Here is a 15000-nt window from a genome sequence, read left to right as displayed (position 1 = left end):
TTGGATGATCCCCAGGCCACTGGCCGCAATAGCTTTGCCGAGGTACTGCAAACCGATGTATTGCGGTCTCAGCTGAAGCGGATCAACACCCGCCTTCTGGACAAGGGTGACACAGCCGAGTGGCTGGATGATGAGCGTATCAACAGTGCCGTTTCCGCCCTGACGCGCATTGACGCACCGGGCTTGATGGAAGCCAATCAGATCGCCACGGAACTGCTGACTGCGGGCTTTGTGGTGGACGGCCTGGTGGATTGGGATGGCGGGCGCTCACGCACGATTCATTACATCGACTGGGAAAACCCGACTAATAACCAGTTTACCGTGATCAACCAGTTCAAGGTGCAATGCCCACCGGGGCACGATAGCGTTAAGCAGCATGTCATCCCTGATCTGGTGTTGCTGGTTAACGGCATTCCGCTGGTGGTGATTGAATGCAAAAGCCCCACAGCCAGCTCGGCACCAGTGACCGAAGCCATTGACCAACTGCGCCGCTATTCCAATCAGCGCTTTGCCCAGGGTGAGGTCAGCGATAACGAAGGTGTGCCTGCACTGTTCAATACTAACCAGTTGATGCTGGCCACCTGCTTTGATGCTTGCCTGGTCGGCACTCTGGGAGCGGGCAGCGGCCACTATCTGCCATGGAAAACCGTGGCAAGTATCAACAATCCTCAGCGTACCGAAGCTCAAGTGGCCGAAGCTCTGGGCGTAAAAAGCCTCTCACCCCAGCAGCGCACTGTGGCAGGTATGCTGGATCAAGCCAACCTGCTGGATATCGTGCGTCATTTCACTCTGTTTATGACCGACAGCGGCCAGACCATCAAACTGGTGTGTCGCTACCAGCAGTATCGTGGCGTGGTTAAAACCCTTCATCGTTTAAAACACGGCAAAACCCGCAAGCAGGATGGCGAGCACGACCGCCGTGGCGGGATTGTCTGGCACACCCAGGGCTCCGGCAAAAGCCTGACCATGGTGTTCGCTTTGCGTCGCCTGCGTACCGATCCCGCTCTGCGACGCTTTAAAGTGGTGGTGGTGACCGACCGTAACGACCTGCAAAAACAGCTTTCTGCTACCGCAACCCTGAGCGGTGAAACGGTGCAAGTGGCCAAAAATAGTAAGGCGCTGAAAAACATCCTGCGACAGGATGGCCCAGGGCTGGTGTTTGCCATGATTCAAAAATACCGCGATGAAGCCAGCAAACTGGGTGACTATGAGCAGTTGAACACCAGTGAAGATATTTTGGTGATGGTGGATGAAGCTCACCGTACCCAAGGCGCTAGCCTGCACGCTAACCTGCTGGCTGGCCTACCCAACTGCGCCCGCATCGGCTTTACTGGCACACCGATTATCATGGGCAACAAAAAACGCACCCATGAAATCTTTGGTGAATTTATCGACAAGTACACCATCCGCGAGGCAGAAGCCGATGGTGCCACCGTGCCGGTTCTTTATGAGGGGCGCACGGTACAGGGCGCAGTCAAGGATGGCAGCAGTCTGGATGAACTCTTTGAAGACTTTTTTGCAGGACAAAGCGAAGAAGAGCTTGAGGCAATCAAAAAGAAATACGCCACCAAGGGTAATGTGCTGGAAGCCCCCAGGCTCATTGAAGAAAAGGCGCGGGATATGCTGCGCCATTATGTAACCTACATACTGCCGAATGGCTTCAAGGCACAGGTGGTGGCTTACAGCCGTTTGGCCGCAGTGCGTTATAAAGAAGCTTTTGAAAAAGCGCGGGATGATCTGCTGAGTGAAGCCGCTTACCTCAGCCCAGAGATCAAAGGCATGGATGATGAAGCCTTGTGCCGCAAATCCAGCAAAATGCAGGCACTGGTGCAAGCCTGGCGCTACCGTGAACTGATCACTCGCATTGAATTTGCCACCATTATCTCCGGTGATAATAACGATGGCAGTGACTGGGCAGAGCATACCGACCGCGCCACTCAGGACAAACAGATTGAGCGTTTCAAAAAACCCCTGCTGCCCAAAGAGGACGGAGGAAAAGACAAGAGTGACCCGCTGGCGTTTTTGATTGTTAAATCCATGCTGCTGACCGGCTTTGATGCCCCGATTGAAGGCGTGATGTATCTGGATCGCTCCATCCGTGAAGCAGAGCTGTTGCAGACCATCGCCCGCGTGAACCGCACCGGATTCGGTAAGAAAGCGGGCATCGTGGTGGATTATTATGGCGTCGCAAACCATCTTAAGTCTGCTCTGGCTGCTTACAGCGAGGAGGACGTTGAGGGTGCACTGCGCAGCTTGAAAGATGAAATTCCGGCTTTGCGAGATCGCCACCTGCGTGCCGTGGATGTACTGCGCTCTCGGGGCATTGAAGACCTGAAGGATATTGAAAGCTGTGTGCAGGCGCTGAACAGTGAGCGCCTTCGCCAGGAGTTTAATGTCAAAGTAAAAGCCTTTATGGAAAGCCTGGATCTGGTATTGCCCCGCCCGGAAGCCTTGCCTTTTACCCAGGATGCCAAGCAATTGGCGATGATCTACGCCGCTGCTCGACGGCGCTATCGAGATGCGCCAATACTGGGTAAGGATGTGGGTGCAAAGGTGCGCAAGCTGATTGATGACCATGTGATTTCACTGGGTATCAACCCTAAAATTGCCCCGGTCAATCTCACCGATGCCAACTTTAGACAGCAACTGGATCAGGTGCGCGAACAAGCCGGCAGTTATAACGCAGACCCGGAAAAAGCCAGGAAAGCCGTGGCCTCAGAAATGGAGCACGCCATTCGCAGCCATGTGCAGCAAAAACTGGATGAAGACCCGGTTTACTACGGCAAACTCAGCGAACGCTTAAAGGAAATTCTGGAAGGTCTCGAAGGCCAGTGGGATGAGCTGGTTACTGCCCTGCAAACCATTATCGACGAGGTCAAAAGTGGCAGCAATCAGCATGAAGCTGGCCTGCCCGAGGTGCCTCAACACTACCTGCCTTTCTACCGTATGTTGCGTGCGGCCAAATGTGGCGATGCCCAGCCGGATATGGCTGTCGAAGCCGACTTGATCACCCTCACCGAAAGCCTGGTGGAATACATTACCCAGGAAGTCAAAACGACCAGCTTCTGGCAACCTCACCGCCGCCCCATGCAGGAAGCACTGGAACAGGCCTTGTTTGAGCGCATCGTGGACAGTGACCTGCTGGACTTTAATGATGTACTGCCGCTGGTGGATAAACTGCGGGAACTGGCCAAAGCCAATAGCTATAAGCTGGAGCAGGAATGATCCTTACGGTTGATGATTTAATCATTCCCGTGCGCGAAAGTGCCCGCCGTAAATCATTGCAACTCACAGTGGAGCGAGATAGCTCTCTTTGTCTGACTGTTCCACCTGGCATTGGCTCAGAGCTGCTGGAAGCCTTTGTACGCAGCAAACAGCCCTGGATCTATAAAAAACTGGCTGAAAAAGCCTTGATGCAGAAGACGATTCGCCATAAACAGTTTGTGCAGGGCGAAGGCTTTCTTTACCTGGGGCGTCATCACCGCCTGCATCTGGTCGAAGGCAAACAGGATGCGCCGCTGAAATTGATTAATGGGCGTTTTCACCTGCTTCGCGATGCCCAGCCAGAAGCGCGCCAGCACTTTATTCGCTGGTACAGTCAACGAGGAAAAGCCTGGTTATGGCAGCGTGCACAGGACTTTGCCAACCGTCTGGAAGTAAATCCTGCTGGGTTACAAGTGCAAGAGCTTGGCTACCGCTGGGGCTCCTGTGGTAAGGGCAACAGGCTCTACTTTCACTGGAAAACGATTCTGCTGCCAGCCCGCATTGCCGAGTATGTTGTCGTTCACGAATTAGTGCATTTACACGAACCCAATCACTCCGCCGAATTCTGGCTGCGCCTTGAACGAGCCATGCCGGACTATGAAGAGCGCAAGCAGTGGTTAGCAGAACACGGAATGGATGTGGAGGGGCTGTAGCAGGGTTCATACCCTGGCCTGCAAAATCTCAAGTTTTTCCGCCACCTGCCTAGCTGGATCTTAAAGCAGCTCTGAGCCGCTCTGTGCTGGTCATCAAGAATGTAACCGAGCAGGATACAGGTTTACTGGTGCTGGGTGCGGATAGCTACCATGCTTTAACGAGGTGACTGAATGCGTAGGAAGATGTAGCGATTATGAATCACATAATAGCTGCTCTGAACACTGAGATCTTTCTGAAAAGCCGTCACTTCGCTGAAATCATAATGACGTCCATCCCATTGGAAAGACTGCAGATCCGGCAGGTAAGTAAGAGAGTCACCATCCGTGGTGGTTAACACTTCAGTCTGCGATTCCCGCCAGTCTTTTTTATGCTTTAAGGCCATTGCCCTACTCTGCTTCAAGCACCCCAAACCAAGATTGTCTGCCCTTGGTGGGTGGCTTGCTTATGCCAGATTTTTTTGTTCCAGCTGATGCCTTTTTTGCGGTTGAAGATGACCAGATGGGCTTCTTCAGCACCCACCTGCTGCTGGTAATCCACCACCTGCGGCAGGCTGTTTTTAATCAGGGTGTCGACGCCACCGCGCTGGATTTTCAGTTCAATCACCACCCGTTGCAAGGGGCCGTACATGCCTTGCTCCGGGTCAAGCGGCCATTCGATCAACAGGTCAGTGCGCTTGCGGCCCAGGCCGTATTCACGACTGATTCTTCCGCCGCCGTTGATGATGCGCTGAAGAAAGGCTTGCATTAAAAGCTGTGGCCCCGCTTCCTTGTAATCCAGACCTTCGCACCAGCTATCGGCGTGTTCGCGGAAAAATTGCTGAAAGGCTTGCAGCAGCTTGTGCATATTCAGGCTGTGATCCGGGTTGATATACCAAGTTTGTTCTTGGTTGGCGATCATCACCTGTGCAGGCCAGGTGAGTTCTCTGGGAATCACTTCCTGATAAATACGGTTGCTGATTTTGACCGAAGGGCGAGCAGTAATCAGCCCCAGATCTTCGACATACTGGATATCATCGACAGAAATCTGATTGATCTGCTCGTCTTCCTCACCACTGAGCAGGGCGCTAATGACCCTATGCACCCGAGGTTCTTTGAGTTTATCGGTGAGCTGATCCAGATGGGTGGCACGGGAATAGATCAAGCGCTCCCGTGCCTGCTGGTAATCCACTAACGAAATTGGACGGGTTCGATCCCGCGCCTCGCGGTTCTCCCAGGTGACTTCATAACCTAAAGCATTCACCAGCCAGGGCTGGCCACGGCTGTCTTCCCAGAGTTCAGGAAAAATGTTGTCTTCAAAAGCCTGCCCAGTGGCTTGGGTGTGTTGCAACCAGAGGGCGCGAGTTTCCTGTTCGGTAAAGTTGCCCATGCGTAATGACTTGGCCTTGATGTTAAAGGCGCTGCCACCGGTAATCACCTCCTGCCCGGGCTGATGCATCCGGTAATCGCGCACATCCCGCACGCCACACAGAATAATCGCCTGAGGAAAAAACTCCGGACGCTGGGCATAACCGGCGCGGATCTGGCGCAGCAGGGAGATCAGGGTGTCGCCCACCAAGGCATCGACTTCATCCAGCAGCAGCACCGTGGGTTTGTTGGACTCTTTAGCCCAGTACTCCAGTACACTGGTCAGCAAATTCTGGGGGCTGGCATCCTTTTTGTGCTGGTGATACCAGCCGGTCATATCTTGATGATCCAAATAGCGCTGGATGGAGGCCACTATCGCATCACAAGCCGCCGGTATGCCTTGGGTTTCATCGCCGCGTGCCGCCTGTGCGCCTTCGATATTGGCATAGGCACAAGCGTAGTCGCTGCCTGCGTTCAGCTCCTTCATAATTGCCAACAGAGTGGAGGTTTTACCGGTTTGCCGAGGGGCATGAAGCACAAAATAGCGTTGCTCATGGATCAGCTGATGAATTTCTTCCCAGTCCAGGCGTTGCAAGGGGTCGAGGTGGTAATGCAGCTCCGGCTTGATAGGGCCGGCATTGTTAAAAAATCGCTTCATGGCGCGTTCGCTTGTATTGGGTTGACTGAATTCGAAGGAAGGATGATCTAGGTTAGCATAAAGCCTGCCAGAAGCGTTTGCAGGGCTACTTTTGTCGTCTGTGGAGCCGTGATGGCAAACCCACGTGCAGAGGCCGAACGCATTGCGCTAAACGCATAAAAAACACGATAATTCGAATATGAAACCTAAACATGTCGATGTAATCAACCTATACTCAACTCATGTCGAAAAAGCTGGAGAATATAAAGATGAGTTGGCACCCTCAGAAAGAAACACCCATCACCAACAACAATAACGTTCAAAACTCTGGAACCTGTGTGGCGTACTGCGTGATGACACATAAGACCCAGAGTTATTCAATATTCTGTATCTGTTCACGCATCTGTTCGATCAGGACTTTCAGATCCACTGAAACTTGGGTCATGTCCATGCTCATGGCCTTGGAGCCGAGGGTGTTGGCTTCGCGGTTCATTTCCTGCATTAAAAAATCCAGGCGTCGACCAATCGGGCCTTTGCTGCTGAGTGCTCGGCGCACTTCTTTAACGTGGGTCGTCAGCCGATCCAGCTCTTCTGCTACATCCTGCTTCTGCGCCAATAACACTACTTCCTGTTCCAACCGGGCAGAATCCATATCAACCTGCAGTTTTTGTGCACGCTCCAGCAGGTTGCTACGCCATAACGCCAGTGCCTGTGGCAGGTGGTTTTGTGCACTGCTCAGGTGTTCGGTGATTTGTTGCAAGCGTTCTTCGATCAGTTGATTCAGTGCCTCACCTTCTCTGTTGCGGTGGGCTTGCAGGTCATCCAGAGCCAGAGCAAATAACGCCAGCGCTTCGGCCTTGATCCGTTCTTCATCAATCTGGGCGGTTTGCATCACTCCCGGCCACTGTAAAAGCTGCAGGGGGTCGAGTGCGGCGGCGGTGGGTTTTCTGGCATAGATCTGCTCTGTTGCTTCGATCACCTGATCCAGCAGAGCTGTGTTGATTTGCAGCTGGCTGTTTTCATTGGTGGGATAAAACCTGAGGGTGAGATCGAGTTTGCCGCGTGCCAGCTTCTGGCGCAGCTCATTGCGCAGCACCGGCTCCAGATCACGCAGACTGTCCGGCAGCCGAAAAGACGGCTCCAGATAACGCTGGTTAACGGAGCGAATTTCCCAGCTGAGGCTACCCCAGGGCTGGTGAGTTTCACGGCGGGCAAAAGCGGTCATGCTGGCGGTCATGGGTTGTCCTTTCAGCGTGTATACTAGGCAGCCTATTTATCAACAGGCTTCAGGAATTTATTCATGCGTCCAAGCGGCAGAGCAGCGGATCAGGCACGAGAAGTAAAAATCATCCGTCATTTTACCAGTCACGCCGAAGGGTCTGTACTGGTTTGTTTCGGCAATACTCAGGTGATATGTACCGCCACTGTCGAAAAGGGTGTACCTCGCTGGCTGCAAGGTAAAGGACAGGGTTGGATCACCGCTGAGTACGGCATGTTGCCCCGCGCCACGCATTCACGCAATGCCCGTGAAGCCACGCGCGGCAAACAAGGTGGACGCACGCTGGAAATCCAGCGCCTGATCGGCCGCTCTTTACGTGCTGCGGTGGATCTTAAAAAGCTCGGTGAGTTCACGATTACACTGGATTGTGACGTGATTCAGGCGGATGGTGGCACCCGCACCGCATCCATTACCGGTGCCTGTGTGGCACTGGTGGATGCCCTGCGTTCATTACAGCTGGATAAAAAAATCAAAACCGATCCCTTTGTGCAGTACATTTCCTCGGTTTCTGTGGGCATCTACAAGGGTGAAGCGGTGCTGGATCTGGATTATCCGGAAGATTCCGGCTGTGAAACCGATATGAACGTGGTGATGACTGAAGACGGCCAGTTTATTGAGGTGCAGGGAACCGCTGAAGGTAAGGCTTTTACCCGCGCAGAGATGAATGCCATGATGGATCTGGCAGAAAAGGGTTGCCAGGAGTTGATGGAGCTGCAGAAAAAAGCCCTGATGACCATCTGAAACCAACCAGCCGGAAACGTCCGGCTGGTTAATTTAAAGGTCGTACTCAATAAAAACCGGGGCGTGGTCTGAAAAACTCACGGTCGGATCAATCCAGGCACGCTTGATGTTCTTGCGCAGATTGGGGCCAACTACCTGATAATCCAGGCGCCAGCCTTCCTGACGTACCCGTGGTTGTGCCGCATTCGGCCAGAAGGTGAACTGGTCACTGTCATGGTTGACTTCACGGAAGGCATCAATGAATCCCAGCGGGCCAAATACTTGATCCATCCAAGCGCGTTCTTCCGGACGGAAGCCGATACTGAGCTGATTATCTTGCCAGTTAGCCAGATCCAGGGTTTTATGGGCGATATTCCAAGTGCCGCAGATGATGAACTCACGACGCTTACGGCGTAGCTTGGTCAGAAATTCCAGAAACTGTTCCATAAACAGCTTCTTTTCTGCGGGATTGCTACCGGATGGCATCAGAAAGCTGGCAACACTGACATTATCAAAGTCGGCCTGCATAAAACGGCCTTCCCGATCTGCCAGCTCAAAACCTATCCCGGTCATCACTGCTTTGGGCATCTTGCGGCAATAAATCCCGGTTCCGGCATATTCATCTTGCTCGGCATCAAAGAAGTAACCTTCCCAACCGTCGGGTCGCTCGATGGCATCACCGAGCCTCCAGCTTTTGGTTCGCACGTCCTGGACACAGACAACATCGGCATCCTGATCCTTTAACCAGTCCAGGAAACCCCTTTCAATCGCTTTTTTAATTCCGCCAACATTCAGGCTGATCACTTTCATGCGTGCGTTGTTCCCATTCCTGCGTGGTTACTCATTTTATTTGGGTGTATGATACCTGACCTTCAGACCTTTGGGGAATTGCTGTTCTTGTCAGTCGCGCATATGAGTCATTTTGCCGCAATCCCTGTCTGATGCACAATCGCACTTAACCATTGACTGCACAAAGACTCAAGCCAGCCATGTTAGATTATCAAAAAAACTTTATTTCCTTTGCACTGCAACAACAAGTGCTTCGTTTTGGTGAGTTCACCTTAAAATCCGGTCGTGTCAGCCCCTATTTTTTTAATGCTGGACTATTTAATTCAGGAGAGGCGCTGGTGGAGCTTGGCAAAAGCTACGCTGAAGCCATCAGCCGTGCAGACATTCAATTTGATGTGCTGTTTGGCCCTGCATACAAAGGCATTCCACTTGGGTCAGCCACTGCCAGTATGTTGGCTGAACATTTTGATCAACCCACACCCTTTGCCTTTAACCGCAAGGAAGTTAAAAACCATGGAGAAGGTGGCCAGCTGGTTGGTGCTGATTTAAAAGGTAAACGGGTGCTGATTATTGATGATGTAATCACTGCCGGTACGGCTATCCGTGAAGTACTACCATTAATTGAGTCTGCCGGCGGCAAGGTTGCCGGTGTGGTGATTGCTCTGAACCGTCAGGAGCGGGGTCAGAGTGAACGCTCGGCCATACAGGAAGTGGAACAGGATCTGGGCATCCCGGTCGTCAGCATTATTGCACTGGATCAGGTGCTGGAGTTTGTTCGTACACAGCCACAATTAACCCAACATGCAGAAGCCATTGAAGCCTATCGCACGGCTTACGGCGTCTGAATTTATTTGTTTTTCAACTTTCCAGGAGGTCTCAGATGTTGACCAAAACCTTGCACACTTCTCTGGCTGCCGCACTGCTGCTGGCTTTTTCAGCGACCCAGGTAAGTGCTTTTTCCTTTGCACCCGGCTCGCTGGAAGCCAACATGAACAACAACACGCTGCAGGTTGAATACGACCGTCCAATGGTCGGCACCAGTAACCTGCACACTAACGCGAGCCTTCTCTATACAGAAGAGTATTCTAATTCAGCTTTGGTAGGAACACTCGGTCTACAAGGTGTAGAGACAGATGGCCGTACCTACCGAGCAGCTATAGGTGGTCGCCTGTATTTAATTGACGCACCCAGCACTGACTATGGTGCTGCCATGGCTTTTGGTGGTTTGTTCTATCATGTGCTGCCAGGTGCGCAACGGGTATCCATGGGTGGTTATGGCTGGTATGCGCCTCCTGTAACCAGTTTCAGCAATACTGAAAAGGTGTATGAGCTGGGTGCCAGAGTGGCTTATCGTGCAATCCAGAACACAGATATTTTTCTGGGGTATCGTCATCTGCGCCTGAAAAGTGACAAGGGTTTTGATGATGCCCTAGAAAAAGGCATGCACCTTGGTTTCCGCCTCAACTTCTGATTCAAGACAGTTAAACAGCACCTGCGTCTTATGACTCAGGTGCTGAAAACGATTAAGTTAACCGCGCCAGCACTGCCTTCGCCCATACTCCCTTGCCTCCTGCCAGCCCTGAGAAGATTAAAGAGGATGTTTATTGCTGGTGCCGCGTTTGTCTTTTAACCTGTGACCGGATGCAAACTCATTGACATTGATAACGTGATCTCCAATTCGCTCCAGTCGATTTAGTGCATCAATAAACACTACACCGGCACGGGGTGAGTAGTTACCGTTTTCTAGTCGGGAATAGTGGCTCTCACGGAACTGGTTGCGCAGTTTGTTGACCTGCTTTTCCATGGCAATGGCTTCTTCCAGCTTAATTTCATGCGGTTCACGCGCCACGTTTAACACCATGTTGTTGATGGCCTGATGCAAAGCCTCCATCATCACCCGAATTTCGTCATAAGCTTTATCCGGCCAACTGGACTTGGATTCATGCAGGCGACCAGATAGCTTGGCGATTTGGTGATAGATATCCGCAATTCGTTCCAGATCATTAATCATGGTCTGCATGTTGCGGATACGCCCAGTTAATGCGTGCTCAAGGTTGCTACGCTCACTAATCCGTACCAGATAATCAGAAATCTCGATCTCCAGCAGATCAGTGGCTTTTTCATACTGGTGAATCTTCTTGCTGAGTTTTTCACGATCAGCCTCAGGATCAAACAACAATTTACTGACACTGACATGCATCTTTTCAACAATACCAGCAAACTGCTGAATCTCCTTCTGTGCCTGCTCTACTGAAATCAGCGGTGAAGTCATCAGCCCAGAACTGATGTGTCGCAGATGGAATTCTTCGTCCTGGCCGCCGCGATCAGGCTGAATGTATTCCACAAAACGCACAATCCATGGCACAAAAGCAAACAGCAGCACCACGTTCAGCACGTTAAAGGTGGTATGGAACAAGGATAAAGCCAGCGTGGCATTGGCACGCGCATCTGGGTCATCACTCATCACCGAGACGGGCATTTCGGTGGCTAGCTGCACCACTGAATCCAGTAGGTTCAACATCGGGTAGATGATGATCATCATCCAGGTCACCCCGATGATGTTAAAGAAGAAGTGGAAACGTGCGGCTCGTTTGGCATGAACATTACCCACCAGTGCGGCAATATTGGCGGTCACCGTAGTGCCGATGTTTTCACCTAGAATCATGGCGGCGGCAACTGGGAAGGATACCCAGCCTTCAAACAGCATCACCAGTGTGATGGCCGTGGCAGCTGAAGAAGACTGAGTCAGCAGCGTCAGCAGAGTGCCAACAAAAATAAAGAAGATCAGCGATAGGTAGCCATAATCGGTAAAACTATCCAAAAAGGCGAGCATTGCCGGGTTGCTGCTGATTTCCGGCACCGAGCCCTTGATGAACTCCAGACCGATAAACAGGATACCAAAACCCACCATGGCTTCAGCAATGTTGCGCCAGCGGGCATTTTTGGAAAAAAGAAATGCAAAGAATATACCAATCACCGCCAGGGCAATCGGGGTGATCTGAAATTTAAAACCAAACAAGGCTACCAGCCAGGCGGTGATGGTGGTGCCGATGTTGGCACCCATAATAACCCCGGTAGACTGCACAAAAGTCAGCAGGCCAGCATTCACAAAACTGACCGCCATCACCGTGGTGGTGGTGGATGACTGAGTGACGGCAGTGGCACCAAAACCTGTAATAACCCCGGTCAAGCGGTTGCGAGTCATACCGCCGAGAATACTTTTCATGCGGTTGCCAGCAATCTTCTGCAGACCCTCACTGAAAATTTTCATGCCGAAGATGAATATCCCCAGTGCACCAATGAGCTGAAGAAAATCAAACAGCGAATAAGTCATGAATCACCACTTTGTGTTGTCGGTTATTACAGAATAATGACATTTTTTTTACTGGCGCTATTATAGTCGTAACTTTCCTGTCACATATACACCTGCGTCACAAACAAAAGCTCCGATAGGCATACAACACCCTGTAACTGCTGCATAATTTTTTATTCCCGAACAAAGAGGCAAAGCAGATGACCACCACATTAAAAATGACCCGCGAAGAGATGATCGAATTTTTGCAGCGAGAGTTTCCCCAGTATGTGGGTGAGGTCTGCGAGGTGGAAGAACACCACAGTCTGTTGCGCCAGCCAATAAATGACAGCCACCTGCGCCCCGGTGGTACGGTTTCCGGCCCCACGCTGATGACGCTGGCGGATGTTGCCTTGTATGTCGCCATCCTGTCAAAAATTGGCCCGGTGGCCCTGGCAGTCACCACCGACTTCACTATTCACTTCCTGAATAAACCCCGCTCGGATCGTGCCATCATGGCCAAAGCCAGCTTGTTAAAGCTCGGCAAGCGCTTGGTGATTGGTGAAGTGAACCTCTACAGCGAAGGGGAAGCAGAAAGTGTTGCTCACGTGGTGGCGACCTACTCCGTTCCCCCTCGTTAAAAATCCGGTAGAATGTCACTCCTGACCGGAGGTGGACATGCAGATACGTTTGAACGGGCAACCCCACGCCCTGCCTGAGCAGGCCAGTATTGAGGATCTGCTGCAACAATTGCAGTTGACCGGCAAACGCCTGGCTGTTGAGGTTAACGAAAACATCATTCCAAAAAGCCGCCACGCCACCACCCTGCTGCAAGCAGAGGATCAAGTGGAAATTGTGCACGCCATCGGTGGCGGCTGAATCCTAATAACAGATAACAGCCCCCTGAGGTTGTTGCGACCCATACAGAGACCCTTATGAACCTGAAAGACAGCTTCAAAATCGGCCAGCGTGAATTCAGTTCACGGCTGCTGGTTGGCACCGGCAAATACAAGGACATGAATGAAACCCGTGAGGCGATTGAAGCCTCCGGTGCCGAGATCGTTACAGTGGCGGTGCGCCGCACCAACATCGGCCAGAACCCGGATGAACCCAATCTGCTGGATGTGATTTCACCGGATCGTTACACCATCCTGCCCAATACTGCCGGTTGTTATAACGCCAAGGATGCAGTGCGCACCTGTATGCTGGCTCGTGAACTGCTGGATGGTCACAATCTGGTCAAGCTGGAAGTGCTGGGTGATCAGAAAACCCTTTACCCCAACATGCGTGAAACCTTTATTGCCACCGAAAAGCTGATTGCTGAAGGTTTTGAGGTGATGGTGTATTGCAGTGATGACCCCATTGCTGCCAAGGAACTGGAAGCCATGGGTTGTGTGGCCATCATGCCATTGGGTTCTTTAATTGGCTCCGGGCTGGGTATCCTTAACCCGCATAACATTCGCTTGATTATGGAAGATGCCAAGGTGCCTGTGCTGGTGGATGCCGGTGTTGGCACCGCATCTGATGCCGCCATTGCCATGGAAATGGGTTGTGAAGGTGTATTAATGAACACCGCCATTGCTCATGCCCGTAATCCGGTATTAATGGCCAGTGCCATGAAAAAAGCCATTGAAGCCGGGCGTGAAGCCTTCCTCGCTGGTCGGATGCCGAAAAAAGCCTACGCCAGCGCCAGCTCCCCACTCGAAGGACTGATCCATTCATGAGTCAGACAACACCCAGCAGCTCGGACACCACCGGCAACAAACATGACCGTGCGGATGATGCCATCCACGATAAACGCATCCGCAGTTTTGTACTGCGTCAGGGTCGTATGACTGCAGCGCAACAACGTGGCATTGATGATTTTCTGCCCAGATATGGCCGCACCTTGGAAGACGGGGCATTTGATGCTACCGAAGTTTTTGGTCGCACCGCACCCTTGGTAGTCGAAGTCGGTTTTGGTATGGGTGCCTCTTTATTGCAGCAACTGCAGTCCATGCCGGATCATGATTTTGTAGGCATTGAAGTTCACCTGCCCGGTGTTGGCAAACTCCTGTGTGAAGCAGGCGATCTGGGTGTGGATAACTTAAGGGTGTATCGTGCGGATGCGGTGGAAGTGCTGAACCAGTGTTTTGCTGATGAATCCATCGACCTGTTCCAGCTGTTTTTCCCTGACCCCTGGCCGAAAAAGAAACACCACAAACGACGCATTGTGCAGCCGCCATTTGTGGAAACCATCCGCAGAAAACTGAAAATCGGCGGTCGTTTTCACCTAGCCACCGACTGGGAAGCCTATGCTGAACACATGCGCGACGTGATGAATGCTGCGCCCGGCTATCAGAACACCGCAGCACAAGGTGAAGACTTTGTACCCCGCCCGGAAAGCCGCCCACTCACCAAGTTTGAACAACGCGGCGAACGCCTTGGGCATGGTGTCTGGGACTTGATTTACCGAAGGGTCAGCTAGCAGAATTAAAGAACTCTCAGACAAGTTGAGCAGCTAACGATGCAAACGAGCAGCAATCACCAGCGTAAAAACAAAGTCTTCGGCTTCCTGTCTGGTTTGTTGCTGTTTGCTTTGCCTTGTTTTACCCCTGCCAGCGAGCTTAAGCAGACAGTCACCCTTGGTCTGCCAGCCTTTTGGGACAAAGAAGCAACCCGTCAACAATGGCAACCTCTGGCGGATTATCTGAGCGCGAGCATTCCGGCAACTCAATTTGAAGTTCAGGTGTTTAACCTAGCGGAAATGGAGCAGGTGGTTGCAAATCAGTCGATCGATTTTCTTTTCACCAATCCATCTCTTTATGTTTATTACACCTATCGTTATGGCCTGTCTTCACCGCTGGCTACGGTAGTCAACCAACTGGAAGGACAGGATGTACGGCAATTTGCCGGTGTGATTTTCACTCGTGCTGATCGCACCGATCTACAAGAGTTATCTGACCTGCGAGGTAAGCGTCTGGCGGCTGTGTCTGAATCCTCGCTGGCGGCTTATCAGATGCAGCAGTATGAGCTACTGCAA

The 15000-nt window shown here is 51.9% G+C and carries 15 protein-coding genes; 10 read left to right on the top strand and 5 right to left on the bottom strand.

Going from position 1 to position 15000, the window contains the following annotated elements; genetic code table 11:
* Both IBX50_RS10655 and IBX50_RS10650 read left to right on the top strand, forming a co-directional pair.
* Nucleotides 1-3225, top strand: a 3225-nt coding sequence (locus IBX50_RS10655; RefSeq protein ID WP_292255730.1) for an HsdR family type I site-specific deoxyribonuclease, incomplete at its 5' end; no start/stop codon positions are given.
* Nucleotides 3222-3917, top strand: coding sequence for a SprT family zinc-dependent metalloprotease (locus IBX50_RS10650; protein ID WP_292255729.1), 696 nt, complete (start codon nt 3222-3224; stop codon nt 3915-3917). The genes IBX50_RS10655 and IBX50_RS10650, both read left to right, overlap by 4 nt.
* A gap of 155 nt (nt 3918-4072) precedes the next feature.
* Here IBX50_RS10650 and IBX50_RS10645 read toward each other — a convergent pair whose 3' ends face one another.
* From IBX50_RS10645 to IBX50_RS10635, 3 genes are all read right to left on the bottom strand, one after another.
* A complete protein-coding gene (locus IBX50_RS10645) occupies nt 4073-4300 on the bottom strand; it encodes a hypothetical protein (RefSeq protein WP_292255727.1) in 228 nt (75 codons plus the stop codon).
* A gap of 14 nt (nt 4301-4314) precedes the next feature.
* Nucleotides 4315-5919, bottom strand: coding sequence for an AAA-like domain-containing protein (locus IBX50_RS10640; RefSeq protein WP_292255725.1), 1605 nt, complete (start codon nt 5917-5919; stop codon nt 4315-4317).
* A gap of 352 nt (nt 5920-6271) precedes the next feature.
* A complete protein-coding gene (locus tag IBX50_RS10635) occupies nt 6272-7135 on the bottom strand; it encodes a YicC/YloC family endoribonuclease (RefSeq protein ID WP_292255724.1) in 864 nt (287 codons plus the stop codon).
* A gap of 63 nt (nt 7136-7198) precedes the next feature.
* Here IBX50_RS10635 and rph point away from each other — a divergent pair, with 63 nt between their 5' ends.
* Entirely contained in the window at nt 7199-7918 is a 720-nt protein-coding gene (rph, locus tag IBX50_RS10630) for a ribonuclease PH (protein ID WP_292255722.1), read from the top strand.
* Nucleotides 7919-7951: 33 nt separating this feature from the next.
* Here the strand turns inward: rph and IBX50_RS10625 are convergent, their stop codons facing one another.
* Nucleotides 7952-8707 carry an exodeoxyribonuclease III gene (locus IBX50_RS10625; protein ID WP_292255720.1) on the bottom strand — a complete coding sequence of 252 codons (756 nt, stop codon included), beginning with the start codon at nt 8705-8707 and terminating at the stop codon, nt 7952-7954.
* Nucleotides 8708-8886: 179 nt separating this feature from the next.
* On the opposite strand from IBX50_RS10625, the gene pyrE reads away from it, so the two are divergent.
* Together pyrE and IBX50_RS10615 are read left to right on the top strand one after the other, a co-directional pair.
* Nucleotides 8887-9531 carry an orotate phosphoribosyltransferase gene (pyrE, locus tag IBX50_RS10620; RefSeq protein WP_292255719.1) on the top strand — a complete coding sequence of 215 codons (645 nt, stop codon included), beginning with the start codon at nt 8887-8889 and terminating at the stop codon, nt 9529-9531.
* A 35-nt stretch (nt 9532-9566) separates the two neighbouring features.
* Nucleotides 9567-10157 carry a YfaZ family outer membrane protein gene (locus IBX50_RS10615; RefSeq protein WP_292255717.1) on the top strand — a complete coding sequence of 197 codons (591 nt, stop codon included), beginning with the start codon at nt 9567-9569 and terminating at the stop codon, nt 10155-10157.
* A gap of 117 nt (nt 10158-10274) precedes the next feature.
* Here IBX50_RS10615 and IBX50_RS10610 read toward each other — a convergent pair whose 3' ends face one another.
* Nucleotides 10275-12020, bottom strand: a complete 1746-nt coding sequence (locus IBX50_RS10610) for a Na/Pi cotransporter family protein (protein WP_292255715.1) — start codon at nt 12018-12020, stop codon at nt 10275-10277.
* A 179-nt stretch (nt 12021-12199) separates the two neighbouring features.
* On the opposite strand from IBX50_RS10610, the gene IBX50_RS10605 reads away from it, so the two are divergent.
* From IBX50_RS10605 to IBX50_RS10585, 5 genes are all read left to right on the top strand, one after another.
* Complete coding sequence (locus IBX50_RS10605; protein WP_292255714.1) at nt 12200-12619, top strand: PaaI family thioesterase; 420 nt, start codon at nt 12200-12202, stop codon at nt 12617-12619.
* A 37-nt stretch (nt 12620-12656) separates the two neighbouring features.
* A complete protein-coding gene (thiS, locus tag IBX50_RS10600) occupies nt 12657-12857 on the top strand; it encodes a sulfur carrier protein ThiS (RefSeq protein WP_072325702.1) in 201 nt (66 codons plus the stop codon).
* A 62-nt stretch (nt 12858-12919) separates the two neighbouring features.
* Nucleotides 12920-13702: a thiazole synthase gene (locus IBX50_RS10595; RefSeq protein ID WP_366930709.1), complete on the top strand. Its 783-nt coding sequence runs from the start codon at nt 12920-12922 to the stop codon at nt 13700-13702.
* A complete protein-coding gene (gene trmB, locus IBX50_RS10590; RefSeq protein ID WP_292255711.1) occupies nt 13699-14445 on the top strand; it encodes a tRNA (guanosine(46)-N7)-methyltransferase TrmB in 747 nt (248 codons plus the stop codon). The genes IBX50_RS10595 and trmB overlap by 4 nt, the downstream gene beginning before the upstream one ends.
* 39 nt (nt 14446-14484) lie before the next feature.
* Nucleotides 14485-15000 (top strand): PhnD/SsuA/transferrin family substrate-binding protein (locus IBX50_RS10585; RefSeq protein ID WP_292255710.1); only part of this gene is annotated, 516 nt, incomplete at its 3' end.

The organism is Marinospirillum sp. (genome assembly GCF_014859565.1).
This window is presented reverse-complemented; position numbering and strand designations above follow the sequence as displayed.